The following is a 25414-nucleotide window of genomic DNA, read 5'->3' on the forward strand; positions in this document are numbered from 1 at the left end:
TACCGGAAGATATTGATTTCGGTGGTTGAGCGAAGTCGAAACCACGATACCCCCTGATATTGTTCCCTTCGACTGCGCTTACCGGAAGATATTGATTTCGGTGGTTGAGCGAAGTCGAAACCACGATACCCCCTGATATTGTTCCCTTCGACTGCGCTTACCGGAAGATATTGATTTCGGTGGTTGAGCGAAGTCGAAACCACAATACCCCCTGATATTGTTCCCTTCGACTGCGCTTACAGGAAGATATTGATTTCGGTGGTTGAGCGAAGTCGAAACCACAATACCCCCTGATATTCTGTTCCCTGTTCCCTATTCCCTATTTCCTCAAACTAAAAAACTTTGTAACTCACGATCATGGGAAATACTATATGTCAATATACAATCTGATGTTTATAGCTATTTTCACCTACATAGATTTATAAGTATAACTTCTGATAAAAATCATTTAAATAAATTAATCTCATTCATCTACTATCAGTAACTGTTGCTCTGTAAATCCCCAATCCCACAGGGGAATACCACTGACAAGGATAAGTTGAGGATATATATTTTAAATATGAGTTTTTGTGTGTAAACTATCCGGATTTTGGATTTAAACCAGGTATTCAATAACTAGGGTTAAGTAAACAGGCATTTTTTTCAAAACTATGTTTGATACATATAAAAATTTTGTATTCATTTAATTGAAGGTCTGAAAACTTAATTCTGATATTTCTGATTATTTTTGATTTTCTTCCTTAACTTTGCTGACTAACTTAATACTAGGGAGCAAATCGGAACAAGACCAGATGAATCAGCATCCTATGACAGACACTTAATCACTATTTATCGGGACAATCAAAACAATGAAGCAATAGGAATAACAGTAGTGGCGGCAGATAAAAAAACAGTGTAAGTATTAAAAACTGCTGGCAACTTTAGGGATATTGCTGATCAAAGCAATCTCGTCGGATGGTTTGAGTTAGTTGACATACCTATAGTTCCATATTATCTGCGAGAATAGGTAACCCTAGTTAACCGCAGTGAACAGCTATTAGATGTCAATTATCACCGGTTTAAATGTTGAGGAATATTTAATTGATTTTGGAATCATGAAAACAACAATGATAACTGTAAGTTTTGCTGATGAGCGTGGTAGTGGTAGATAGTGGTATCTTCATGCATTTAGTATGAATATTCCACAAGCAAGGTTATTAGGAAAATGCTGCACCTTGACAACTGTCAGTGTTAATACTTTAACCTTTTCTCAAATTGATAACCTTAGTTTCACTACTCAGGCGATTTTTCGCTTGAGCTTTTGTGCTGAGATAAGTTTCTCTGTTTTGAGAAAAGATTTCTCAACTTCTATAATATCCTGTTTTCTGGGTGCAATTCGTTTGATCGGATAACCAGCATAAATTGTGAAAGATTGACAATTTTTATTCACCAGGCTTAAAGTACCAATTGCTACACATTCCTCAATAATTACTCCGGGTAAAATAAATGAAACGCACTGGTATGGATAACGATTACATGATTCGAGTTCTCAGAGGATGTTTCATTGACTCTACATTAGATTCCTCTCAGCCCTTATGTCAAGCCTAATTAAGATGCTCTTACTCTGTATCAACAATTGGGGATTGTTTGATTAATATAATCGGAAATCATCGTAAAAGTGTTCAAATCATCAAAGTCCTCATCAGGTATTTTAATCTCGTATTTTTCCTCCAATAACATAAAGATATTCATTTTGTCTAGAGAATCAACCCCCTGTTGACTTAGTGGCACATCTGCAAATATTTGTTGTTGTGGTTTAATGGTACTTAAATCCAACTCTCGAACAATCTCGATAATATCTTGGGCAGTACAGTAACTCATAAATTCTCCTCAAAAATCACTAGATTAAACTAGATTAAAATTATATTATACTATATACGCATCAGCACATTAGTAGCCCATGACAAACCTACACCAAATCCACTAATCAAGATTTTTTTCACATGATTTTTATCGATAAAATCAGATAAGATGATGGGTATGGAAGAAGAAACTGTATTTCCATACTCATGGGCAAAGAAAGGGACTTTTTCTGCCGCTATCCCTAACCGCTGGCGGATGGAATCCACAATAAATTTACTCCCCTGGTGTAGAATAAACATATCAATATCTTCTATGTTAACCCTATTCAAACTTAATGCTTTTTTAACATCTTGAGGAATGTTCTGCACACAAAAATTATAAACAGCCCTGCCATTCATGACTAAATTACCATTCTCGGTTTTTAATTCCTGAGCACCTTTGCCTAAAGTGTTATTTGTACTGACTCCTATGCTCAAAACTGGCTCGTGGGATAATAAGGTTACAGTAGCCGCATCACCAAATAGTAGAGATGTATTTTTATCATCGGGGTTAATGATTTTAGAATAAGGATCACAAGTAAATAGTAACCCCCTATTATATCCTTGTGATTCCATCAGGGCTTTAAGTATAGTTAACCCGTAAACATAACCCGAACACCCCAAGGATATATCAAAGCAAGCACAAGTGGGAGGGGCGTTGATATATCCGTGTATCTTCCCAGCAATATGAGGAATATTTTCGCCGGGAGTTTGAGTAACAACGCTGATGCAGTCAATTTCATTACTATTAATCGTAACTTTTTTTAAAAGCTCTGTGTAAGCCTGGGTACATAAATCAAAGGTGGTTTCTGATGGCGAGGCAATAGCAACCTGTCTCACTCCTAATTTATTTTCTATAAAAGAGGAATCTAAACTAAATTTTTCCAGGTAATTATAATTGCTATGTCTATTTGGGGGAATATAATAAGCAACTTCTTCTATACCAATCATAGGTTTGTTAATTGCATCAGGTGTTACTTGGGCTAAGGGAAAAACAAATATAACCGCACTCGGTATCATCTAAAATGATGGCACTTTTGGTTAACCTTGTACCTAAACAGGTTTTTAACATAATTTTCATGGTGTCAAAATATATATCTTTTAGAGGTTTTTCGGTAAAAATTTCCGTGAATAACCATTTCCCAGGATTTTGGTAAAAATACTGCATATGTAAGCTTTTATTAGCGGCGACAACTATTTCTATGGGAGTATAGGGAAAATCTGCGATAGAAGCAAAAGCAACTGTTTTGTGATCTAAATCAAAGACACATTCGGTGATAATTGCTTCTTCGTTAAACGCAATCCGATTTTGTACTTCTGCTTCCCTTTCTATCAATTCACATCTATATTTAACATCATTAATTTCAAAGCTAAATACCGCCTTGGCACTAGTATGATGTGATTGAAACACGGCGCGCAGGGGGTGTTGAGCAAAATTTCTAAATACTAGTTTAGTTTTACTCATTAGATGAAAATCAGTAATACCAGTAAATTCCATAATCCCATTACATAGAGCATTATACACATCTGAACTCTGTAAATAATTGCGTGTGCCTTTGAAGGGAATTTCTATATCAAAATCCGGTATAATGATCATCCTTTGCTTTCCTTTAAATATTTAGTAGTATGTTGGCGGTGATTGTAGGCAAAGTTGCCCGAAATAACCTCTCCCTCCTTCACATTACTAATGACAACACTGCCCATCATGATTTGAGCATTTTTAGCCACATGGCAACCATGAGTAATGCTAGATGAAGCCCAGATTTTTACTCCGTCTTCAATACGAGCCACACCCGCAATGACACAATTACCAGCAATAAAACATTGATTACCAACATAGGCATCATGGCCAATATTTGTCATGATGCCTATATAAGTGTTATTACCAATAGTTGTGGGTTCTGGAAACACGGAACGGACAATTACTGAGTTCGCTAAAATATTTGTATGATTACCAATGACCACACTGCCCGCATGATGTACTCTCAAAGCAGTACCATCAGTATCCCAAAGTGGCATTAATCCATCTGTACCAATCACCGTACCAGCTGCAATATAAGTTCCTTTCCCAATCACCACATTATCCCCGATAATCACCTGGGGTTCAATGACTACACCATCATCAATCAAGGACTTAGGAGAAATAAGGGCTGTGGGATGTATTTGACATAAATTTCCCCTGCCAAATTCCATCACCGGCGATAACAGCCCTTGGCTTTGGAGATGATTGTAAAGACGATAATATTCTAACCTGGGAGTGTCACTAATAACACAGGAAATGGGACATCTTTCGGCAAACACCCTGGTTGTAATTATGGCTGAAACATAAGGATTCTGTACCGCTTGCTGGAAAAACTTTTCATTTTCACAATAGACTAAAGCTCCTTCATCTTCAGCATCGGGTTTATTAAGATGGGAAAAATCGCCATCTTTAATAATTCTTTGGTCGGGGAAAAGCTGAGATAGTGATAATTGATTATCCGGCACTCTTATGGGCATTACTGTTAATATCTCCTAGACTTTAATCCTTGTTACCTGGTTTCTTTTTTTTAAGTTTAATAAAATTATAAAAATTTAATAATTGTGTATACTCCGGTTATCAACTTATTTCTTAGCTTCTAATGGCAAAAAACATTTCTCTGGAATAAAGGGGGCGGTAATAAGGTTTTAACTGGAATTTGATTTTTACACCAGTAAAGCACTTCTAATTCTGGAATGATAATTGCAGCATCAATTTTTTCCTCAGCACAAATTGAGGTCATGATATTATGATATTCAGGATTACTACAGAAAGGAACTCTATATATACGATCATAAAGTCCTTCATATAATCCATATGGATTTTCGCAAATATCAGTACCAATAATTCGCACATTATTGAATATTGAACTCTTTTTTAAACTTCTTACTACGGATCGAGAAGTAACGCCACAAGCTCCTGTAATTAGAATTTTTGTATTTAATAAATTTTTAACCATTTCATTTTTTATATCAAAATATCTTAAACTGAGATTAGAGTTTATGAGTTATTTGCTTGATTTACTAGTTAAGTAGATAATCTGACATATTTTTCCTATATCCTCCTCAGAAATCGCTGTCCCCGTGGGTAAAACCAACACCCTCTGACCTAACTTCTCAGTCTCAGGTAACAACAAACCCGCATGGGGGAAATAAGAGCGATAGGGTTCCATACGGTGACAACCGGGATAAAAATAGCGCCGCGCAATCACATTCTCAGCATGGAGAATCTTGATTAACATATCCCGACTAACTTGGGCTTTCTCCTCGTCTATCTCCAAGACAATATACTGATAGTTATGCTTTTCAGCCTGATTCACAGGAAACAAGGACACCCCAGGAATACCAGCTAAACCTTCTTGATAACAGTCATAGTTGCGGCGGTTAACCTCAATAAACTCCTCCATACTTTCTAGGGAAGTTAACCCCATAGCGGCGGATACCTCCGACATTTTCCCATTAGTACCTAAATAGATGACATTATCAAAACCAGAAAAGCCAAAGTTTTTCATTAACCGCAGCTTCTGATTTAACTCATCATCATTGGTGACAATTGCACCCCCTTCAAAGGTATTCATAAACTTGGTCGCATGGAAGCTAAACACCTCCGCGCTGCCAAAGTTACCAATCATTTTACCACCGTGTGAACACCCAAAAGCATGGGAAGCATCAAACATCAGCTTGAGATCATGTTTCTCGGCAATTTCCGCCAGCATTTCCACATGACAAGGCTGTCCCCAAACATGGACACCAATAATACCTGATGTGCGGGGTGTAATTAAAGACTCCACCCGCCAGGGGTTAATAGTATGGGTTTGGGGGTCAATATCACAAAAAACCGGAGTAATTTCTTGCCATTGTAAAGCGTGGGCTGTGGCAATAAAAGTAAAAGAGGGAATAATGACCTCACCCTGCAACTCCAGGGCGCGAATTACCAACTCTAGGGCAATAGTACCATTGCAAACAGCGATACAATGTTTAACCCCCAGGTAGTCAGCTAGGCGCTGCTCAAATTCCTGTACAAATACACCGTTATTGGATAGCCAACGGCGATCTAACAGGTCATTAATGCGAGCTAACAGGCGGTCTTTGTTACCAATATTGGGGCGACCGACATAGAGTTTTTCTTTAAATTTCGGTTCCCCGCCGAAAAAAGCCAGGTCAGAGAGTTGATTTAACATTGTTATATTATTACATACTTTTTTATACCATTTTTTGATAACATCACCATAGGATGTATACAAATACGCCACCCCCTGCGGTGGCTCCCGTTCTACGGTGTACAGGGAGTAAACGGACTTGGCAGAAGTATAACGCTTTACGCTGTGACTTTTTTATATTACACTGTAAGCCGTCGGATGTAAATAGCTTCAGTGCTTTTATAAAAGGGGTCTTTCCTCTTCTGAATATACAGCAAATGAAAAATCTGAGAAATATGAAAAAGCATAAAAATAACAATCAAGTTTTGCCCTCATCTCCAGCCAAGACCAATAAAGAAAACAGCACCATCACTCAACCCCAGGAAAATGCCCATCCCGGCTTTAATATCACGGAATTTGAAAAATTGTGCTTCTCCAAAACCGACTCTGATGTGGCAAAAGCCCTAGATATGTTAAGAGACTTGCTGATCAATATGTCACAAGGCTCTGGCTTGCTCTATGGCGACATTCAGGGAGTCACCATGGACACGGATAATGAACTACCCCACGATGCCACCCTTGAGCATTGCTACACCCGCATAGCTAACGCCATCGGCGCTCTCTTCCTCCATCCCCAATTCAATGAAATTAGCTACCCGGCCTTTAAATTATTCATGATGTTGCATAGCTGGCTATCCCGCATCTTTCAAGCCAGTTCCTATCATAATGCTGACCACATTATTGCCGCCTTCAACACCACCAGCGGCGAGAAAAAAATCACCTTCAACGGTAACGATTTCCGCAAAGTCCTATTGCTCTATAACCTGGAATCCGGCATCAAAATTGATACCATTTTACAGTTTTGGCCATCGGATCCCTTTGGGGTAACTAGTCTGATGATTGCCTTACTCTCCTCACCCTTTTGCGGTTCCAAACGCGCCCACGAAAAAAAACAAATCCTCCTGCGGGAACTGCCTAAGCGGCTGCTGCAAATTCAGGATCCCCAAGAACTCCCCCTCCCCATACTCTTCGCCCATACCTATATGAATTGCAGTTATGCTGAGGGACTCAACAAAGAAGACATTAAAAAAACCATTCACCAATTAGCCAGGCAGATTCTAGCTTCCCATGAAGTAGAGGATTTTACCCCAGGGGAATTACAGCAATCCGTCCCTAAACCCGGCAACCTCCCCACCTTGGTAGTAATGCACGAGTGGATGCACTGCAAATCTGCCATGTATCGCTGTTATGCCCCTGCAATCAAAAGTTTGAAAAAGCACTTTAATGTCATTGGGGTAGGGCGACTATATCAAATTGATGAAGTCGGCATGGGGCTGTTTGACCGTCACGTTGCCCTATCTGCGGACATTCCGGTTCAAATCCAAGAAATTTACACCATTATGCGGAGTGTTGCCCCCGCAGTCATCTATATGCCCAGTATTGGCATGGAAATACACACAGTCTTGGCCGCCTCTGTGCGTTTTGCCCCCCTACAGATCATGAGCGGTGGTCATCCCGCCTCCACCCATTCCCAAGGCATAGACTTTATTACCGTACGAGACGATGTTGAGTTGACAACATCCCTATTCAGTGAGCAACCTTTGTATTTTCCAGTCAACAGTTTCCCCTGGGCAGATCATCCCGATCTAGCTGAGATCAAAGCCAGTCAGCCGGAACGGGGGGCAAAACTCCCCGGAGAAGCGGTAATAGTGGCAGTATCAGCCACCTCCATGAAACTCTCCATGCCCTTCCTTGCAGCCTGTCGCTCCATCCGCGATCAAGCCACCCAGCCCCTGCACTTCCGCTTTTTCCTAGCCGAGGGTAGGGGCATCAGTTACCATTATATCAAAAGAATCATCCACTCTTTTCTGGGCAACAGCGTCACTGTATTCCCCCAACAAGATTATAAAGATTATATGCGCCAGTTAAGGGAGTGTGATCTTTCCCTCAGCCCCTTTCCCTTTGGCCATTCCAATACGATTTATGACTGCAGCCACTGTGGTGTGGTGAGTATCTGTCTGGATGGACCGTTTTTCCCCCAGACCGCTGAAAAAGCTCTGTTCAAAAGGTTAGGACTACCAGCCGAACTGGTTACCCCGTCTGTAGAAGAGTATATTGCCAGGGCTGTCAGCTTGATTGATGACCACGAAAAAAGATCACACCTGAGTCAATATATTCAAACTAAGGTGGAAGAGTCCCCCTTCACCCAGGGAGAACCTGAAAAATTTGGGGAAATTGTTTACAAAAAATACCTAGAGACTTGCTCACAGTAACCTCAGAGGATATTTGTCAAGTCATGATTAGTGTATCGAATATTATTTGACCCCACCCTAACCCTCCCCTTGCAAGGGGAGGGGACTGGATTTGATTGTTTTTTGTGTGTTGGGTGTGTTCCCTGTTCCCTGTTCCCTAAATCAACTTTTGCCCCCTTCTCCAGCCAATACCAATAAATAGAACAAATAGCACCATCATGGAAGCCCAGAACAATCCCACCCCAGTGTTTAATCTCATGGAATTTGAAAGAGTGTGCTTTTCCAAAAAACACTCGGATGTACCAAAAGCCATAGAGATATTAAAAAACTTGCTCCTGGGTCTTTCCAACGGAAATGGCTTGTTCCATGGCAATTTTCAGGGAGTCACCATTGACATAAATAACGAACTACCCCAGGACTCCGCCCTTGAGCATTGCTACACCCGCATAGCTAACGCCATCGGCGCTCTCTTTCTCCATCCCCAACTCCATGAAATTAGCTACCCAGACTTTCAATACTTAATTATCCAACATCGCTGGCTAGCCCTGATCTTTCAAGCCACTTCCTATCAGAATGCTGACCATATTATTGCCGGCTTGAATGATACCAATGAGGATAACAAAACCGCCTTCAAACGTCAGGATTTCCGCAAAGTCCTGTTGCTCTATAGCCTGGAATCGCACATAACAATTGATACCATTTTACAGGCTTGGGAATGGGATCCCATTGGGGTAACTAGCCTGATGATTGCCTTACTCTCCCCACCCTTTTGCGGTTCCAAACGCGCCCACGAAAAAAAACAAATCCTCCTGCGGGAACTACCCCAACGGCTGCTGCAAATTCAGCAACCCCAGGAACTCCCCCTCCCCATATTCGTGGCTACCTATATGTATTGCAGTTATGCTGATGGACTCAACAAAGAAGACATAAAAAAACCCATTCACCAATTAGCCAGGCAGATTTTAGCCTCCTGGAAAATAGAGGATTTTACCCCAGCCCAATTACAGCAATCAGTCCCTAAACCCGGCAACCTCCCCACCTTGGTAGTGGTACACGAGTGGATGCAGTGCAAATCTGCCATGTATCGCTGTTATGCTCCTGCAATCAAGAGTTTGAAAAAGCACTTTAATGTCATTGGTGTGGGACCAATATCTCAAATTGATGAAGTGGGGATGGCGCTGTTTGACCGCCACATTGGCCTATCGGGAGACATTTGGGTTCAAATCCCAGAAATTCACACCATTATGCGGAATCTTGCCCCCGCGGTCATCTATATGCCCAGTATTGGTATGGGGCTGCATACAGTCATGGCCTCCTCTGTGCGTTTTGCCCCCCTACAAATCATGAGCGGTGGTCATCCCGCCTCCACCCATTCCCAACGCATAGACTTTATTACCGTACGAGACGATGTTGAGTTGACAACATCCCTATTCAGTGAGCAACCTTTGTATTTTCCAGTCAGCAGTTTCCCCTGGGCAGATCATCCCGATCTAGCTGAGATCAAAGCCAGTCAGCCGGAGCGGGGGGCAAAACTCCCCGGATCACCGGTAATAGTGGCGGTATCAGCCACCTCCATGAAACTCTCCATGCCCTTCCTTGCAGCCTGTCGCTCCATCCGAGACCAAGCCACCCAGCCCCTGCACTTCCGCTTTTTCCTAGCCTTAGCCCAGGGCATAAGTTACCATTACATCAAAAGAACCATCCAGTCTTTTCTGGGCAACAGCGTCACTGTCTTCAAACACCAAGACTACAAAGATTATATGCGCCAGTTAAGGGAGTGTGATCTTTCCCTCAGCCCCTTTCCCTTCGGCCATACCAATACCATTTATGACTGTAGCCACTGTGGTGTGGTTAGTATCTGTCTGGATGGGCCGTTTTTACCCCAGACCTCAGAGAAAGCTCTGTTCAAAAGATTAGGACTACCAGCCCAACTGGTTACCCCGTCTGTAGAAGAGTATATTGCCAGGGCTGTCAGCTTGATTGATGACCATGAGCAAAGATCACAGCTGAGTCAATATATTCAAACTAAGGTGGAAGAGTCCCCCTTCACCCAGGGAGAACCGGAAAAATTTGGGGAAATTGTTTACCAAAAATACCTAGAGACTTGCTCATTGAAGTAAGAAATAAATGTCTAGACTTGTCTAGGATTTATATAGCAGGGTAGTTAATATAGCAATCCTAAATGATTCATGAACAATTTCTGTTCCCTGTTCCCTGATCGGTGTGTTCCCTTTCCTCACTGATAATTTCTCAAGTCAAATAGGATGACTATATGACAGCACTAACATTAAATCTCAATCCCATTATTCAACTAAATAGAGAGCAGTTTTACCAACTGTGTGCAGAAAACCCCGATTTAAAATTAGAACGCAATGCCCAAGGACAACTAGTTATCATGCCACCAACGGGAGGGGAAACCGGAAAAATTAATGTTAATTTAATATTTCAACTAACATCATGGAATGAAGCAACGGGGCTAGGAGAGGTTTTTGATTCTTCCACAGGTTTTACTTTACCAAATGGTGCTGATCGCTCTCCTGATGTTTCTTGGGTAGAAAAATCTCGTTGGGATGGGTTGACTAAAGAACAAAAAGAAAAGTTCATTCCCCTATGTCCTGACTTTGCTATTGAAATTATGTCACCATCGGATAATTTGAAAAAAGTTCAGGAGAAAATGCAGGAATATATCTTAAATGGTTGTCGTTTAGGTTGGTTAATAAATCGGAAAAAACAGGAAGTAGAAATTTATCGTCCTGGACAAGAGGTAGAGGTTTTAAAATTGCCATTAACCTTGTCTGGTGAGGATGTTTTACCTGGGTTGGTAGTTAATTTGGGGAAAATTTGGGGATGATGTTTAACCGGTAAGAGGATGTTTGTCAAGTCATGATTAGTGTATCGAATATTATTTGACCCCACCCTCACCTTTCCCTTTATAAGGGAAAGGGGACTGGATTTGATTGTTTTTTGTGTGTGTTGGGTGTATTCCCTGTTCCCTGTTCCCTGTTCCCTGTTCCCTGTTCCCTTTTGGTCGATCGCTTTTTGAACTTGTGTGGCTTCAGGCGATCGCTCTTTTAGCCTACAGCTAAACCATATCTAGAGCCTAGTAATTTGGGCTTGACGAGTCCCGTCTTCCCCATAGGTCAATAACACCCTCAGATAACTATCCGGCTTGTAGCACATTCGTTCTGGCCATTCAATGGCCACAATTCCCGGTATCACCTCCACACCTTCCCAATAGGTTTCTAGGTTCAAAGCCACAACCTCAGCGGGTTCTAGGCGATATAAATCTAAATGGTATAGAGGTATACGCCCTTGGGTATACTCATTAATCAGGGTAAAAGTAGGACTAACAATTGATTCAGTGATGCCTAAACCTTGACCAATTCCCTGCACTAGGGTAGTTTTACCACTGCCTAAATCACCTTCTAATAAAATTACAGTCCCAGGAGTGAGGTTTTGACCAAGTGCAATGCCTAAGCTGAGAGTTGCCTGTGCATCTGTAAGTACAATATTCCCAGACGGGTCAAAATGGGATATTTTTTCTGGTTCCATTTTGAATTCACTTGCCATGATGATTTCCACTGTACCACCGTAATAACACTCGTGCTAGTTTCTGGGGATTGTGACGCACGTAACCTGTTTCATCTTCATGTAAGACATTAGCTAGAACAATTCGCCGCCCTAATAGGGTGACATTTTCTCTATCCAAGAATACTGGATGGGAATTTTGTTGAGCATAACGGATGAGTGATGTCGCAGAGGGAGATTTTTTGTGTACTAAAACCGCATCAAACAGTTGTCTGTTTCCGCAGACTGCATCAATAGCTTGAATATGGTCACCAACAGTATATCCCTGGGTTTCTCCTGGTTGAGTCATAATATTGCAAATGTAGATGCGAGGGGCTGTAGATTTGGCGATCGCATCGGCGATTTCTGGTATAAGTAAATTCGGAATGATACTAGTATACAAACTACCAGGGCCGATAATAATATAGTCCGCCTCCTTAATGGACTTAATTGCTGCGGGCAAAGCCGGCGGATTTGGGGGGATACACCCAATTTTGACAATTTTACCCCCGGCTTCAGGAATACTAGATTCTCCCTCAACGCGACGACCATCCTCTAATTCTGCCCAGAGACTAACATCACTTAGAGTAGCCGGTAACACTTGTCCTTGTACAGCTAGCACCTTAGAACTGGCTGCTACCGCCTGTTCTAAATCCCCAGTAATATCAGTCATAGCAGTTAAAAACAAATTGCCAAAACTATGGCCTATCAACCCATCCCCAGCCTTAAAACGATATTGAAATAATTCTGTTAATAACTTTTCTTCATTTGCCAGTGCTGCTACACAATTACGAATATCCCCCGGTGGTAAAACACCAAATTCCTGACGTAACCGCCCCGAAGACCCACCATCATCAGCTACAGTTACAATAGCGGTAATATTGGCGCTATAGGTTTTCAATCCCCGTAATAAAGTAGAAAGTCCTGTACCACCACCAATCACGACAATTTTTGGACCGCGGTATAATCGGCGATGTGCCATCAGAACGTCAATTAATTCCTCTTCGCTATCTGGTCGTAGCACCTGAGTAATTGAGCCTACAGTCCGAGTTTGACCCCAAAGCAGCAACAGTAAACCAGCCAGTAACACCAACGGTCCACTAATATAGTGGGGTAAAACCTCAGCAATTACTGCCAAAAAACTCCTAAGCAACTCTATAGCCCAAAAAATTGGGGTTAGCTTCACCGATATTGCTAACCCCAAAATTGCCAACAGTACACCCCCCAGACTGATAAGTAACCAACGTTTTATAGCTAGTCCTGGGGATAACCACTTGAACCACTGGTTGAGACGGTGAGAGGTGAAGCAGGTAGACTGCTTTTGCAGGGCTTTAAGAAGCCGATTGAGAAAACCAATTGACATACCTGATTCAGACCAGTGCTACAAAATAAATGATTAACAGGAAACTTACCCTACTTGGTCTTAACATCAAATGTGAAATTTCAACTTGATTCAGGATTTTAGATTAGCAGCAAGTGGTCAAACTTGCCAGTGTGACTTTCAACTTGAATTTAATGGAAAAACGTATTTTAGGATTAGATCCGGGATTAGCAATTTTGGGCTTCGGGCTAATTAGTTGCACCCAGAATCCCGCTCAAATCACCGATACATCGGTGAAAATGGTAGATTTCGGGGTCATCCAGACCTCTGCTAAAATGGAGATGGGACAGCGCCTATGTACCTTATTTGACGATTTACACACTGTGATTCAGGAATTACAGCCAGATTTGGTAGCGGTAGAAAAATTATTTTTCTATCGGATGTCGAGTACAATTCTTGTGGCACAGGCTAGAGGTGTGCTTTTGTTAGCTTTAGCACAGCATCAGCTGACCTATGTGGAATTTACTCCCGCCCAAATTAAACAAGCCCTAACCGGTTATGGTAATGCCGATAAGTCTGAAGTGCAAGATGCTGTGGCGCGGGAATTGGATTTAGATGAGATCCCCCGACCAGATGATGCTGCTGATGCTTTGGCGGTGGCTTTGACGGCTTGGTATGAACTATAGCACTACGCATACACGTTAGGACATCATAATTGTGGTTTTAAGGGAACAGGGAACACACCGAACAGGGAACAGGGAAATGTCCTAACACTTGTGGTTACTGCTATACCTCCAGTTTAGGGGAAGCCAACTAGAGGTAGTTCCTTCTAATTGTGGTTTTAAGGGAACAGGGAACAGGGAAATGTCCTAACACTTGTGGTTACTGCTATACCTCCAGTTTAGGGGAAGCCAACTAGAGGTAGTTCATACTAAAATATTTTAGATTTTTTGATTTTTCTAGGGATTTTTGTGTTAACTTATTTCACTTACCCAATCAGCAAATTCAGTTAGTATTGAGGATGTTTGACCCTTTACTTGCTGATTGTCACAGCTAAAAGTATTAGTGTTATTTTTATCTCATTCAATAGCGTTTAGCTCCCATCGCTCCCATGCTCACCCATCACCGCAAGCCTGTATGTTTATCACTTATTTCCACTGATCTGCCCCTCCGGTCTGTGGTTGAGACTGACGGTACACTGTATCAAAAAGATACGGATAAATTCCATTTACTGTTGACAGTACCGCCCCTAATTACCTGTGAAGTGGCCAGTTCTTTAGGTTCACAAGACATCTATCACGGAAATCACAAGCAAGCTCAAACCCCCAGAAGTCCGCGAATTTTGTGGCTGGAGATTTCGCCCTACCGCGTAATTATGACTATGCAAGGTCATGATCAAGTTAGTTATCGTCATTTCTGGGAACAAGGCGTTTATGGACTGAGCCGTTATTGGTTACCTACAGAGTCTTTGCAATCTCATACCCCCATGCGGTTACGAAATTTTACGAAAATCCTCTCACTCAAGGGAAGTTATTTACCAGAGTATTTGCATCTGGAATATGAATTATGGGCTGAAAAAGTCCAATTGGGAAGTTACATCTTGAATCTGGAAATTCATCACTAACCAAGGTTTTTTTGGGACTGGGAACCGGGGATGAATTGCTTTCATCCCCAACCGCAATCACCCAAAATAACTGGGTTCATTACCGGGTTTCCATTTAATATTGCAGCCAATACTAGGCTTTTGTTCTATGGTAATGGGTTGACCGGCCAACACTGCGGCGATCGCACTGCGTAAATCTGCACCTGTCACCGGTTGATTATTACTGGGACGGCTATCATCTAGTTGTCCCCGATAAGCCAGTTTACCTTCTGAGTCAAATAGGAAGAAATCAGGTGTACAAGCTGCTGTATAAGCTTTTGCAGTTTCTTGGGTCTGGTCGTAACACAAAGGAAACTTCAAATCAAGTTCTCTGGCCATTGCTTTCAAAGACTCTGGCCCATCATCTGGGTATTTTTCCGCATCATTGGCACTGATAGCAAGGATACCTAACTCACTGTTGAAATAATCTTTTCCTAGCAGGGCTAATTCCGTTTTAATATGTTTGACAAATGGGCAATGCTGACAAATAAACATGATTAACAATGCTTTTTTATCAGCAAATGTATTTAGGGAAATTGTTTTTCCAGATACCACTTCTGGTAGATGAAAATCTGGTGCTTGTGTGCCTAATGGCAACATTGTGGAAGCAGTTAAAACCATAGTTCACCCTGATAATTTAATCTGACAACGGCTCTTGCTGGTGCGTTACTGTCAAAATACCATCGAACTCTCCATAAAATTAAAGACGTTTACTATAAACGTCTTAATAATATTTTATATGTTAAAGTCAAGATTAATTTTTACAGGCTTGCCAAAAGGCCGAAGATACCATGTCCTGTGAATACTTCTAAGGCTATAAGAGAGACAAAACCAATCATTGCTAAACGACCGTTGAGTAATTCGGCGTAGGGAGTAAACCCGGTGCGATCGCCTTGCTCATCTACATAAACCTTTGGCTCAATGGCAAAGTTGTTCATTAGACCTTGGTCGTCAACAATGCTTGTGTTGCTACGCATATAATTTTTCCGGTTTTTTAGTTCTTATGTAAATAATTATAACAAACAGATTAATTTTTGTAAACTATCTGAACTGAATTAATTTTGAGGATAGTCCCTGATCTTGGTTGGGTAGTGGGTTAAATTGGGTTGACCAGAAAACGAGACCTGAGCCAATGGCTTTTAGACATGGGGATAAGTCGATAGGGACTTTAGTCGCATTAGAACGATTGACTGGCTTTAGCCACAGTGGTATAATAGTCAAAGGGAGTAAGAATAACCATCTACGTGATGATTCATCCTAGTGCGGAGAAATCCCGGCAACGGACATATCCAACTTGATTTGGAATAGTTAAAGGGCGAATAATGGCAGGATGTTGAGCGTACCTAACTGGCATTGCGATGGACTCACCAAAGCAAAAAAAAAGTAAGCGCAATTGCAATACCTTTTGCATTGATGTTGTTATGAGCGTGTAGGGTGTTTTTGCCAGCACCATTGAAGGTCAGTTTGGTGACTCTTCAAGAATCCCCCGGCTTTAGACGTGGGGAGTGTCAAAGACATTTAACGAACAGGCTGCAATTTATCAATGGATCGATTTCGAGTAGAGGTGATTGCCAAAACACCAAATCCTCAGCAGGTGATTTACGCTGCCATGCACCAAGATTATAGTGATGGCTTGGTGTATGATCAGCGTGACTCCTGGCCTACAGAGTCAAAATGTGGCGAAATTATTCTTAAGCGACTATTAGCGGGGGAGAGGGGACATTATGGACCATTGGAGCATCCCCAAATTGTTTTCAACTGTGGTTATTTCCCCCATAGTGTGATGCAGCAGGCTCGTACTCATAGAATATCTGTATCTTTCGATGTCCAGTCTTTTAGGTATACGGGTAACCAATTTATTGATGTAGTGGAAGGCAAAAAAGACATTGAAGAGGTTTTTTACCTGCGTCCAGTTGGTTATTACTCCGATAGAAATGGTAAAAAATATTACTATTCTCCCGAACAACGCACAGCGGATTTAGCATGGTGTCTGGAAGCTGCGAAGCGTTATAAAGCCGATTTTGAGGGGGGAATGTCTGAGGAACACGCTAGAGGTAAGGTACCTTTTGATTATCGCCAGCATTTTGTGGTCAGTTTCAATTTACGCTCCTTCATGCACTTTTGTGATATGAGATATAAAAAGGATGCTCAATTGGAAATTCAAAAGTTGTGTGAACTGATGTGGCCTCATTTTGTAGAATGGACACCGGCGATCGCACAATGGTATGAAAAGCAGCGTCAAGGTAAAGCTCGGTTAGCTCCTTGAATTTTGTCAAGGTATAGTTTAAGCCACGTTATCGCCAAGTTTTTTGATCCGAGTTACACTTTTTTAAAAGTGCTACGGGGAAGTTTTGCAGTGCTTCCCCAACTGCGATATTTTGATCAGCTTTGAGCTTTTCCCCGGTAATGCTATCTTGCCACATCAAAGACGCGGATGGTGGTAAACTAATATAAGTGTCATCCCAGACTGATAAACCAAGAGGATATTCACCTGGTTGAATTACACTGGTAAGAAAGCGGGGTGCAATGGTAATTATTTGATCATCACCATGTATTCTCGCAAAAGCAATGATATGGTCTGAGAATTTTCCCCCAGTTTCTAAGGGGATATAGCCACGCTCTTGAAAAACCCTGATGTTTTCCCTTCTGGCTTTTAAGGCTTGGATAGTGAGAAATAACTTTATTCTACCATCTTCTTTGGTGGCTAATAGTTCATCTATCAAGTTTAAAATATCCCTCTGGATTTGTTGTTTAATGAATTTGAGATGATCCTGGCGAATTTCAAAATCAACTTGACGACGATTATCCGGGTCTACCATACTCAAATCCCAAAGTTCAGTTCCTTGATAAAAATCTGGAACTCCTGGGGAGGTGATTTTTATTAATGTCTGAGATAAAGAGTTAAAAATACCATAGTAGGCGACCTTTTGCTGAAAGGGTAAAAATTTCTGCCAAAATTTATTTTCTGGGGATAATTTTAAGACTTCGGCCACAAATTTAGTTAAAGCATTTTCATAGGTTTGATTGGGTCGCAGCCATGCTGTATAAAGTTTAGCTTCTCTAGCAGCTTTGAGTACATAATCTTGAATGCGGTCATTAAAATTGCTATACTCATGTTCAAAAAATGGCAATGCCCCTATGAGCATCTGATATAATTGATATTCGTCATTAGTATCTGGTATGGATAAAGTTTTATTTATACTGGTTTTGTGAACACGGTTAATTTCACAAAATCCATAAACTTGTTTTTGCCATTCTTCGGGAATTTCTGATAAAACATTTAATCTGGCGCGAACATCTTCACCTCTTTTAGTATCATGGGTAGAGGTAGTATTCACCGAGTGTAGCCAACGAGTTTGGCGCTGTTGGTTAAAGTCGTGGAAATCGGTAAGAGTCAAACCAAATTTAGCTGGGTTTCCACCGACTTCGTTTAAGGAAATAAACCGGTTATAAACATATAATGCAGTGTCTTCAACGCCTTTAGCCATTAACGGACCAGTATACTGTTGTAGTCGCATGACAAAATACAGCCATTGCTCTTGGTCTTCTGGTGTGAGAGAATTTTCATATTCCAGTAACAGGACTTTTTCAATAAAAGTTAATTCATGGTGTAATAGAGGTAGATTTGATTTAGCTTGTTGAATTACTGCTGTGATATATTGGCGGTCTGCAGCTAAAATCTCACTCTGATGGGTATAAGTGCGGTAAATGGGAAATAAAGTGAGGATTTGGGCGATCGCTCTTTTTAAACCATTAATGGTAAAATCATTACCGTAACGATGTTTACTCGCTATTTTCTTAAAAATATAAGTTAAATTATCAACATCTCCTGCTAAATTTGTTTCTAAAATTAAGTGCTTCTTATCAACAGTCAGTTGCTCATAGTCTGTTCTAAACCCCGTAATATTACAGTAAGTTTTAGTCAAATCATCTTCACTTGCAGATTGACAAAAAATACCATTCAGATAATTTAAGAAATCATAACCCGTAGTCCCCTGAATTGACCAGTAGTGAGGTAAATCTTCTCCCGCTTCCAGAATCTTTTCAACTATGATGTATGTATCACCTACTTTTGCTTGTAATCTCTGCAAATACTCAGTTGGGTTATAAAGACCATCAATATGGTCAACTCGTAAACCGGTAATTTGATTTTCCTTCACCAAGTTAGTAATTAAACTGTGGGTGTGTTCAAATACCTGAAAATCTTCACTTTTAACAGAAATTAACTCGTTAATAGTAAAAAACCTCCTGTAATTAATCTCTTCTGCGCCCACCTTCCAAAAAGCGAGGCGGAAAAATTGTTCAGAGAGTAAACTATCTAAAAGATTAAAGCTTTCTGGGTTACCGGGTTGACCATTAAAAAAATTGATATTATTATCAATAAATCCTTTAAAATCTCTATTATCTGTATAGAGTTCCCACAACAATCCTTTGACAAAATCAATTTGGTCTTGTCGTTCCTTTGCTGTGACATCAGCAGGTATATGTTTGACTACATAAAGAATACCTAGAAGTCTGACAAATATGGGGTTATTTCTCCCTAAAACTTCAGATAATTTAGCTATATTTTGATTCAGAAACGTAGCGTAAGATTCCAGTTTCAGTGGGAAGCTCAAATCATAATAATTAACACTCAAGCCATTTTGACCATATTTAAGTTTAATTTCCCCATTTTCCAAAGAATCACCATAAAAGTTACCAAGTAAAGGTGCTAATAGTTGTTGTTGATTCTCACCAAATCCATTAACTATGGGAGAATTCCAAGAAATATCAAAATAGTTTGCATAAACAGAATTACTACCATTTTCTAGAACATTCATCAGATATTGGTTTTGGCTATCATAAGCCATATGGTTAGGAACAATATCTTGTAACCACCCCATATTATGCTGTTTTAGTTCTGCAACTAAAGCCGCAAAATCTGCTGGTGTTCCTAACTCTGGGTTTAACTGATTAGGGTCAACTATATCATAGCCGTGAGTACTAGCTATTCTGGCTTTAAATATTGGTGATGCGTATAGGTCAGAAATACCTAAATCATCCAGATAATTGACAATTTTTTCAGCCGAATTAAAATTAAATGTACAATTGAATTGAATGCGATAAGTTGCTGTAGGTATGCGCATAGCAAAAATAACTCCTTTTTAGGTTATTCTTTGTCTGTGGGTGTTGATTTTTGATAAACTACAAAACTTTGCTGAGGTAGGGTTAATTGCTGCTGTAATTTAACTTTATCCGGTAACTGTGAACCCCTACCTAACCATTTAGTTGCAGCAGAATCTAAAACTTTAACCCAATTATTACTTGCAAAGTTATGGTTAAACCTAACTTGATAATTCTGAAAATTCATGGCGCAAAATATCTGGTTATTTTCCCGACATTTACACCATAAAATTAGCTTTTTATCTTCATAAAATCCTATTTCTAAATTTTCTCTGCTGCTTTGTAATAAAGAGAGATTTTCGCGGCGTATCTGAATCAAATTTTGGTAAAATGATAATAAAACTTGATGCTGACCTGCTTGGCGTTTTTCCCAATTCAGCTTACAGAGGTTAAAGGTGTTAGTTGACTCTGGGGGTGGAGGTTCTCCTTGAGCAGAAAAACCCGAAAATTCCTGTTTACGTCCCTGTTTAACTGCTTGAATTAAATGGGGGTCTGAATGACTAACAAAGTATATAAATGGTGATTGTTCGCCATATTCTTCCCCCATAAATAACAGGGGAATATAGGGAGAAAGTAAAACTATACCAGCAGCTAATTTTAAGGAGTCAAAATTTACCAGTTGCGATAATCTTTCACCTAAAACTCTGTTACCTATCTGGTCATGATTTTGGCTGTAAACTATAAATTGAGATGGAGGGCGATCGCTGGTGTTATTTCCGTGATAACGTTGGCGATAATGGGAATATTGCCAGTCATAAACAAAAGTATCTTTGTAGGCTTTTACTAGATGTTCATACAGACCAAAATCCTGATAGTATCCTGTGCGATCGCCTGTCAACAAACTATATAATGAATGATGAAAGTCGTCACTCCATTGAGCATCAATCCCATAACCACCCAACTCAGGTGGGCGAATAATACGCGGGTCATTTAAATCACTTTCAGCAATTAAATATAGTTTCCGTCCCTGTTGCGCAGAAAGCACAGCTACATTTTCAGCCAGTTCAGCTAAAAAGTGTTTTGCACCCAAATCATAAATAGCGTGAATAGCATCTAAGCGTAAAGCATCAATATGAAATTCAGTTAACCAATATATGGCATTTTGAATAAAAAATTGCCGCACATTATAGCTATGTGCATGATCAAAATTAATCGCACTACCCCAAGGAGTGCGATAAGTTTCTGTGAGATAAGGTGCGAAGCGACTTGTATAATTACCCTCTGGGCCAAAGTGGTTATAAACCACATCTAAAATTACAGCTATTCCCTCTTGATGACAAGCATCAACTAATTGTTTTAACTGCTCAGGGGAACCATAAGAATTATGGACCGCAAAGGGATAAACACCATCATAACCCCAATTGCGTTCTCCGGGAAATTGGGCTACAGGCATAAGTTCAATAGCATTTATTCCCAATTCTCGTAAATCTGGGAGTCGGGGAATAATCGCCCTAAAGGTTCCCTCCGGGGTGAAAGTACCAACATGCAACTCATAGATAATCATCGTTTCCAATGGAATACCAGACCAACTGTGATCACTCCAACCAAAACTATGATTTATAACTTGGGAAGGTCCATGTACATCTAAAGGCTGAAAATGTGATGCTGGGTCAGGTCGAGACTCACTATTATTTAATAGATATAAATATTGTGTTCCTGGAGCAATATCTCTCCCGGTAAATTGCCAATATTCCCCTAACTGCTGCATCGGAAGTAAGCGCCGCTGGGGGGAGATAATTTCCAGTGAGACTGTTGCTAAATTGGGACCCCAAACGGTAAATGTACAAACACCATCACCTAAATAATCAGTGCCAATTTTCATAACACCGCCAGAGAATGATTGTAATTTGACTTTAGCTCGGTAATGACGCTTTTTATTCCATCACTGGAAATATTCAGAGGTAGATTTATATAGCATTTCCCATGGTCGTGAGATACAATTTTTTTTAGTTTGAGGGAACAGGGAACAGGGAACAGGGAACAGGGAATAGGGAATTGGTGTGTACTTCATGAGCCTGAAAAAGGCTTTAATGAACTGCAAGTTACTCCTGGACTGGGAATAATCATAATTAGAAATATCTATCTTAAGGTTGTGATAAAAATGTCAATATTTTCTATAGGATTGGTACGAGTATTTTTAAGTAATTAAAGGCAATAACGCTAAATCATACATCCTCTGGTGGAGAAAGAAATATGACACGACCGATTAGAAATTCAGTCATTGTAATTACAGGTGCATCAACCGGTATTGGACGGGCGACAGCTCTAGAATTTGCCAAAAAACGGGGAACATTAGTTTTAGCAGCACGGAATCAAACAGCACTCGAAGAAGTAGCCCAAGAATGTCAACACTTGGGTGGAACGGCTCTAGCCATACCAACCGATGTTAGTAATGAGTCGGAAGTTCAAGAATTAACCCAGCGGGCGATCGCATCTTTTGGCAGAATTGATGTATGGGTAAATAATGCCGCTGTTAGTTTATTTGCCAGATTTGAAGAAGCACCCCCGGAAGTATTTCGCCAGGTAATTGAAACCAATCTATTTGGTTATATTTACGGTGCGCGGGCTGTGTTACCGTACTTCCGAGAACAAGGTAGCGGTAACCTGATCAATGTTTCCTCAGTAGTGGGGGTAACCGGTCAGCCATACACCAGCCCTTACACCATCAGTAAATATGCGATTCGTGGTCTTTCCGACTCTCTGCGCATGGAATTGTATTTAGATAATGCCAAAGACATTCATGTTTGTACAGTACTACCAGGTTCTATAGATACACCAATTTTTCAACACGCTGCCAATTACACCGGTCGCCAAACTAAGGCCATGACCCCTGTATACCCGGCTAAACAGGTAGCTGATGCCATTGTCGAGTTAGTGAATAAACCACAGCGAGAAATTGTCGTTGGTCAAGCTGTATACTTGCAGATATTACAAAAAACCTTAGCCCCAGACCTATATGAACCGATGATGGCAAAGCAAGTTGATCAGGATCACTTTCAGGATCACAAACCAGCCCACATCACCGACGGTAACGTATTTCAGCCCATGGGAGATTATACAGGCATCAGTGGCAATTGGCGAGGTACCGGCGGCATCACATCCCAAGATGTCTGGGATATGGCCAGGGAGACAGCACAGAAAATTGGTTTACCGCTGTCATAGTTTCTGATAGCGATAGCGTGGCGCTAGCCATACTACTCGTGAGGTAGTTCAGTGCCACGTGTTTCTAGCCGTTGTATTTTCAATACTAGCATGAAAATGCTACCTTTTCCCACCTGACTTTCAACTTTGAGAATCCCCTGATGTTTTTGGGCGATCGCCAGAGCAATGGCTAGCCCCAACCCTGTACCTCCGGTTTTACGAGAGCGATCGCCATCAACACGGTAAAAGCGCTCAAAAATTCGCTCCTGATCAGCAAGCCCAATGCCAATCCCTGTATCTTTCACCGCAATCACAGCAGTGTAATCACTCTTGACTAGGCTAACAGTTACATATCCCCCAGTGGGTGTGTACTGAATGGCATTGGCAATCAAGTTTGACACTAAACGGTAAAGTTGGGATTCGTTACCTAAAGTATAAACCTCGTAAGTGGGAATTTGGCAGGTTAAGTGAATATCACCAGCAGTGGCCATCTCTAAAAATTCTTCGGTCAAATCGCTCACCAAATCATTTAAGCAACAAGGAAGCGAAAATTGCTCTCCATCTGAATTTTGCTCAAGACTGGTTAACAAGAGTAAGTCCGCGATCAAATGGCTCAATCGTCGTCCTTGGCGCTCAACAGTATAAAGCATTATTTGCATATCCTGTGGATTTGATTGGGGTATGCGCAGAATAGCTTCCACAGTTGCCAACAGGCTAGCCAGGGGCGATCGCAATTCATGGGCCGCATTGGCGGTAAATTGTTGGTGTTGCTGATAGGAGTGGTAAATCGGCTGCATTGCTAATCCTGAAAGCCACCAACTAGAAGTAGCAACCAAGCTCAAAGCAATAGGCAAACCAATGGCCATAATCGATTGAATTCGCCTGATTTCCTGATCAAAATGTTCTAAAGTGCGCCCAATTTGCAAATAGCCCCAGGATGAATCAGCATTGGCACTATGTAAAATCGTGGTGAATTGGTGATAGCGAATACCCTTAGCGGTGCGGAAGGTTTGCCATGAATTGCGGTTGAGAGTTGGCGGCACAGATAGGGGTTGATTGGGTGAAAAAGCCAGGAGTTTACCTTGATGATTGAACAGCCGAATATAATATGTGGTGCGATCGCTGATACCAATGGTGTGTCGTTGAATCAGGGTTGGCGTAGCCTGACAAGGTTCCCCACTCAAACACAGATCAGGAAAAATTTGTTGCAGCACAGCAGTAGGTTCTTCCCCAGCGGGTAGTAGTGGTTCGACGCTATCGTGTAAAGTTCCCGCAATTGATTCTATTTCGCGCTCCATTGCTGCCCAGTTTGTTTGTACCATTGCTCGATACATCCCCAACCCAGAAACACTCAAAATCACACCCATGACCCCAGCATACCAAAGGGCTAGCCGTAGACGACTGCGCCAAAAAAGTGAGTAGCTATTCATAGCCGAGAATCAAGTTGAGAGTAGTAGCCTAGTTGAGAATTAAATAGACAAGCCTATACACTTATCTACAAACCTATAAGTGTATTTATGTTTAAACCTCATGAGTTTGCAGAGAAAATTGGGGTGTCAGTCAAGACATTACAACGATGGGATTCATTTGGGAAGCTTCCTGCTAAAAGAACATTATCAGGACATCGTTTCTATACTAAAGATGACTTATTGATAGCCCAAGGACTGAAACCTATTGAATCAAAACGAAAAGTAATAGTTTATTGTCGGGTATCATCTAGTGGGCAAAAACCGGAACTAAAAAATCAAATAGCTGCAATGGAAACTTTTTGCTTAAATAGGGGATTATCTGTTGATGATTGGGTATCAGAAATTGGTGGAGGTTTAAATTTTAAAAGAAATAAATTTCTGTCAATAATAATGATGTCGATGTTAAGGGGCGAAATTTCAACGATTGTTGTGGCACACAATAGAATGTGCCGATTTGCTTTTGATTTTATCCTGGAACTAGCTACATCTGTAGGATGTGAAATTATTGTAGCCAATCAAGAATCACTATCTCCACAACAGGAATTAGTCGAGGAATTAATGGCAATCATTCATTGTTTTTCTGGTCGCTTGTACGGATTGAGAAATTATTCCAAGCAAATCAAGGAAACCCTTAAAAAAGCTATTGACGAACCTAAACAATATCTGACACAATTAGACAAGAAAGAAATACAGTGTTGAGGTCGAGCAATGCTTTTATCCATTAAAACAAAGTTGAAACTGAGTCAAGCCCAAGAAATAATAATGAATAAACACGCAGGTATTGCCAGGTTTACTTATAACTGGGGTTTAGCTACTTGGAAT

At 40.8% G+C, this 25414-nt stretch carries 22 protein-coding genes; 9 read left to right on the forward strand and 13 right to left on the reverse strand.

The genetic code is table 11. The features are described from left to right. Window positions 1–1608: 1608 nt before the first annotated feature. The 6 genes from NWP22_RS17455 to NWP22_RS17480 form a co-directional block, all read right to left on the reverse strand. Window positions 1609–1860: an acyl carrier protein gene (locus NWP22_RS17455; RefSeq protein ID WP_271731046.1), complete on the reverse strand. Its 252-nt coding sequence runs from the start codon at window positions 1858–1860 to the stop codon at window positions 1609–1611. 50 nt (window positions 1861–1910) lie between these two features. Next, window positions 1911–2831, reverse strand: coding sequence for a ketoacyl-ACP synthase III (locus tag NWP22_RS17460; RefSeq protein ID WP_271731044.1), 921 nt, complete (start codon window positions 2829–2831; stop codon window positions 1911–1913). Between the two features lie 16 nt (window positions 2832–2847). Continuing rightward, window positions 2848–3477, reverse strand: a complete 630-nt coding sequence (locus NWP22_RS17465) for a hypothetical protein (protein WP_271731042.1) — start codon at window positions 3475–3477, stop codon at window positions 2848–2850. Further along, on the reverse strand, window positions 3474–4379 hold the full coding sequence (locus tag NWP22_RS17470; RefSeq protein ID WP_271731041.1) for an LbetaH domain-containing protein: 906 nt from the start codon (window positions 4377–4379) through the stop codon (window positions 3474–3476). The genes NWP22_RS17465 and NWP22_RS17470 overlap by 4 nt, the downstream gene beginning before the upstream one ends. Before the next feature lie 119 nt (window positions 4380–4498). Beyond that, complete coding sequence (locus NWP22_RS17475) at window positions 4499–4858, reverse strand: ATP-grasp domain-containing protein (protein ID WP_271731040.1); 360 nt, start codon at window positions 4856–4858, stop codon at window positions 4499–4501. A 48-nt stretch (window positions 4859–4906) separates the two neighbouring features. Continuing rightward, a complete protein-coding gene (locus NWP22_RS17480; RefSeq protein ID WP_280802162.1) occupies window positions 4907–6079 on the reverse strand; it encodes a DegT/DnrJ/EryC1/StrS family aminotransferase in 1173 nt (390 codons plus the stop codon). Window positions 6080–6333: 254 nt separating this feature from the next. Between NWP22_RS17480 and NWP22_RS17485 the strand changes: the two genes are divergently transcribed. The 3 genes from NWP22_RS17485 to NWP22_RS17495 all read left to right on the forward strand — a co-directional run bounded on the left by NWP22_RS17485 (window position 6334) and on the right by NWP22_RS17495 (window position 11140). After that, window positions 6334–8310: a hypothetical protein gene (locus NWP22_RS17485; protein WP_280802163.1), complete on the forward strand. Its 1977-nt coding sequence runs from the start codon at window positions 6334–6336 to the stop codon at window positions 8308–8310. Window positions 8311–8507: 197 nt separating this feature from the next. Continuing rightward, entirely contained in the window at window positions 8508–10409 is a 1902-nt protein-coding gene (locus tag NWP22_RS17490; protein ID WP_280802164.1) for a hypothetical protein, read from the forward strand. 152 nt (window positions 10410–10561) lie between these two features. Beyond that, a complete protein-coding gene (locus NWP22_RS17495; protein ID WP_271734357.1) occupies window positions 10562–11140 on the forward strand; it encodes a Uma2 family endonuclease in 579 nt (192 codons plus the stop codon). Between the two features lie 242 nt (window positions 11141–11382). Here the strand turns inward: NWP22_RS17495 and tsaE are convergent, their stop codons facing one another. Beyond that, window positions 11383–11841 carry a tRNA (adenosine(37)-N6)-threonylcarbamoyltransferase complex ATPase subunit type 1 TsaE gene (gene tsaE, locus NWP22_RS17500; RefSeq protein WP_271734359.1) on the reverse strand — a complete coding sequence of 153 codons (459 nt, stop codon included), beginning with the start codon at window positions 11839–11841 and terminating at the stop codon, window positions 11383–11385. A gap of 7 nt (window positions 11842–11848) precedes the next feature. Beyond that, window positions 11849–13219: a gluconeogenesis factor YvcK family protein gene (locus NWP22_RS17505; RefSeq protein ID WP_271734355.1), complete on the reverse strand. Its 1371-nt coding sequence runs from the start codon at window positions 13217–13219 to the stop codon at window positions 11849–11851. 152 nt (window positions 13220–13371) lie between these two features. On the opposite strand from NWP22_RS17505, the gene ruvC reads away from it, so the two are divergent. Both ruvC and NWP22_RS17515 read left to right on the forward strand, forming a co-directional pair. After that, entirely contained in the window at window positions 13372–13863 is a 492-nt protein-coding gene (gene ruvC, locus NWP22_RS17510) for a crossover junction endodeoxyribonuclease RuvC (RefSeq protein WP_280792199.1), read from the forward strand. Window positions 13864–14288: 425 nt separating this feature from the next. Next, window positions 14289–14801 (forward strand): hypothetical protein, encoded by a 513-nt coding sequence (locus NWP22_RS17515; RefSeq protein WP_271734353.1) that lies wholly within the window; start codon window positions 14289–14291, stop codon window positions 14799–14801. 57 nt (window positions 14802–14858) lie between these two features. Here NWP22_RS17515 and NWP22_RS17520 read toward each other — a convergent pair whose 3' ends face one another. Both NWP22_RS17520 and NWP22_RS17525 read right to left on the reverse strand, forming a co-directional pair. Further along, window positions 14859–15440 carry a thioredoxin family protein gene (locus NWP22_RS17520; RefSeq protein WP_271734351.1) on the reverse strand — a complete coding sequence of 194 codons (582 nt, stop codon included), beginning with the start codon at window positions 15438–15440 and terminating at the stop codon, window positions 14859–14861. A gap of 140 nt (window positions 15441–15580) precedes the next feature. Then, window positions 15581–15796: a chlorophyll a/b-binding protein gene (locus NWP22_RS17525; RefSeq protein WP_271734349.1), complete on the reverse strand. Its 216-nt coding sequence runs from the start codon at window positions 15794–15796 to the stop codon at window positions 15581–15583. A gap of 566 nt (window positions 15797–16362) precedes the next feature. Between NWP22_RS17525 and thyX the strand changes: the two genes are divergently transcribed. Continuing rightward, the gene (thyX, locus tag NWP22_RS17530; protein WP_271734348.1) at window positions 16363–17085 is read left to right on the forward strand and encodes an FAD-dependent thymidylate synthase; all 723 of its coding nucleotides are present in this window, start codon (window positions 16363–16365) and stop codon (window positions 17083–17085) included. Window positions 17086–17113: 28 nt separating this feature from the next. Here the strand turns inward: thyX and treY are convergent, their stop codons facing one another. Continuing rightward, window positions 17114–19945, reverse strand: a complete 2832-nt coding sequence (gene treY, locus NWP22_RS17535; protein ID WP_271734347.1) for a malto-oligosyltrehalose synthase — start codon at window positions 19943–19945, stop codon at window positions 17114–17116. Between the two features lie 23 nt (window positions 19946–19968). Then, window positions 19969–21804, reverse strand: a complete 1836-nt coding sequence (gene treZ / locus NWP22_RS17540) for a malto-oligosyltrehalose trehalohydrolase (protein WP_280802165.1) — start codon at window positions 21802–21804, stop codon at window positions 19969–19971. Window positions 21805–22175: 371 nt separating this feature from the next. Here treZ and NWP22_RS17545 point away from each other — a divergent pair, with 371 nt between their 5' ends. Beyond that, window positions 22176–23144, forward strand: a complete 969-nt coding sequence (locus tag NWP22_RS17545; RefSeq protein ID WP_271734345.1) for an SDR family oxidoreductase — start codon at window positions 22176–22178, stop codon at window positions 23142–23144. Window positions 23145–23176: 32 nt separating this feature from the next. On the opposite strand, the gene rppB is transcribed toward NWP22_RS17545, so the two are convergent. Beyond that, window positions 23177–24553 carry a two-component system sensor histidine kinase RppB gene (rppB, locus tag NWP22_RS17550; RefSeq protein ID WP_280802166.1) on the reverse strand — a complete coding sequence of 459 codons (1377 nt, stop codon included), beginning with the start codon at window positions 24551–24553 and terminating at the stop codon, window positions 23177–23179. An 87-nt stretch (window positions 24554–24640) separates the two neighbouring features. On the opposite strand from rppB, the gene NWP22_RS17555 reads away from it, so the two are divergent. Together NWP22_RS17555 and NWP22_RS17560 are read left to right on the forward strand one after the other, a co-directional pair. Continuing rightward, window positions 24641–25291, forward strand: a complete 651-nt coding sequence (locus NWP22_RS17555) for an IS607 family transposase (RefSeq protein WP_280802167.1) — start codon at window positions 24641–24643, stop codon at window positions 25289–25291. Window positions 25292–25300: 9 nt separating this feature from the next. After that, window positions 25301–25414, forward strand: a 114-nt coding sequence (locus NWP22_RS17560) for a helix-turn-helix domain-containing protein (protein WP_280802168.1), incomplete at its 3' end; no start/stop codon positions are given.

The sequence above is a fragment of the Anabaenopsis tanganyikae CS-531 genome, from assembly GCF_029891675.1.
Classification (GTDB): Bacteria; Cyanobacteriota; Cyanobacteriia; order Cyanobacteriales; family Nostocaceae; genus Anabaenopsis; species Anabaenopsis arnoldii.

Bases quoted from the DNA above. Each gene is read 5' to 3' on its own strand.
- NWP22_RS17470 (WP_271731041.1), bottom strand. From the start codon at position 4,379: ATGCCCATAAGAGTGCCGGATAATCAATTATCACTATCTCAGCTTTTC.
- NWP22_RS17515 (WP_271734353.1), top strand. From the start codon at position 14,289: ATGCTCACCCATCACCGCAAGCCTGTATGTTTATCACTTATTTCCACT.
- NWP22_RS17555 (WP_280802167.1), top strand. From the start codon at position 24,641: ATGTTTAAACCTCATGAGTTTGCAGAGAAAATTGGGGTGTCAGTCAAG.
- treY (WP_271734347.1), bottom strand. From the start codon at position 19,945: ATGCGCATACCTACAGCAACTTATCGCATTCAATTCAATTGTACATTT.
- NWP22_RS17525 (WP_271734349.1), bottom strand. From the start codon at position 15,796: ATGCGTAGCAACACAAGCATTGTTGACGACCAAGGTCTAATGAACAAC.
- NWP22_RS17490 (WP_280802164.1), top strand. From the start codon at position 8,508: ATGGAAGCCCAGAACAATCCCACCCCAGTGTTTAATCTCATGGAATTT.
- NWP22_RS17495 (WP_271734357.1), top strand. From the start codon at position 10,562: ATGACAGCACTAACATTAAATCTCAATCCCATTATTCAACTAAATAGA.
- NWP22_RS17505 (WP_271734355.1), bottom strand. From the start codon at position 13,219: ATGTCAATTGGTTTTCTCAATCGGCTTCTTAAAGCCCTGCAAAAGCAG.
- NWP22_RS17465 (WP_271731042.1), bottom strand. From the start codon at position 3,477: ATGATCATTATACCGGATTTTGATATAGAAATTCCCTTCAAAGGCACA.
- tsaE (WP_271734359.1), bottom strand. From the start codon at position 11,841: ATGGAACCAGAAAAAATATCCCATTTTGACCCGTCTGGGAATATTGTA.
- NWP22_RS17455 (WP_271731046.1), bottom strand. From the start codon at position 1,860: ATGAGTTACTGTACTGCCCAAGATATTATCGAGATTGTTCGAGAGTTG.
- NWP22_RS17480 (WP_280802162.1), bottom strand. From the start codon at position 6,079: ATGTTAAATCAACTCTCTGACCTGGCTTTTTTCGGCGGGGAACCGAAA.
- NWP22_RS17520 (WP_271734351.1), bottom strand. From the start codon at position 15,440: ATGGTTTTAACTGCTTCCACAATGTTGCCATTAGGCACACAAGCACCA.
- ruvC (WP_280792199.1), top strand. From the start codon at position 13,372: ATGGAAAAACGTATTTTAGGATTAGATCCGGGATTAGCAATTTTGGGC.
- NWP22_RS17485 (WP_280802163.1), top strand. From the start codon at position 6,334: ATGAAAAAGCATAAAAATAACAATCAAGTTTTGCCCTCATCTCCAGCC.
- treZ (WP_280802165.1), bottom strand. From the start codon at position 21,804: ATGAAAATTGGCACTGATTATTTAGGTGATGGTGTTTGTACATTTACC.
- NWP22_RS17545 (WP_271734345.1), top strand. From the start codon at position 22,176: ATGACACGACCGATTAGAAATTCAGTCATTGTAATTACAGGTGCATCA.
- thyX (WP_271734348.1), top strand. From the start codon at position 16,363: ATGGATCGATTTCGAGTAGAGGTGATTGCCAAAACACCAAATCCTCAG.
- NWP22_RS17475 (WP_271731040.1), bottom strand. From the start codon at position 4,858: ATGGTTAAAAATTTATTAAATACAAAAATTCTAATTACAGGAGCTTGT.
- NWP22_RS17460 (WP_271731044.1), bottom strand. From the start codon at position 2,831: ATGATTGGTATAGAAGAAGTTGCTTATTATATTCCCCCAAATAGACAT.
- rppB (WP_280802166.1), bottom strand. From the start codon at position 24,553: ATGAATAGCTACTCACTTTTTTGGCGCAGTCGTCTACGGCTAGCCCTT.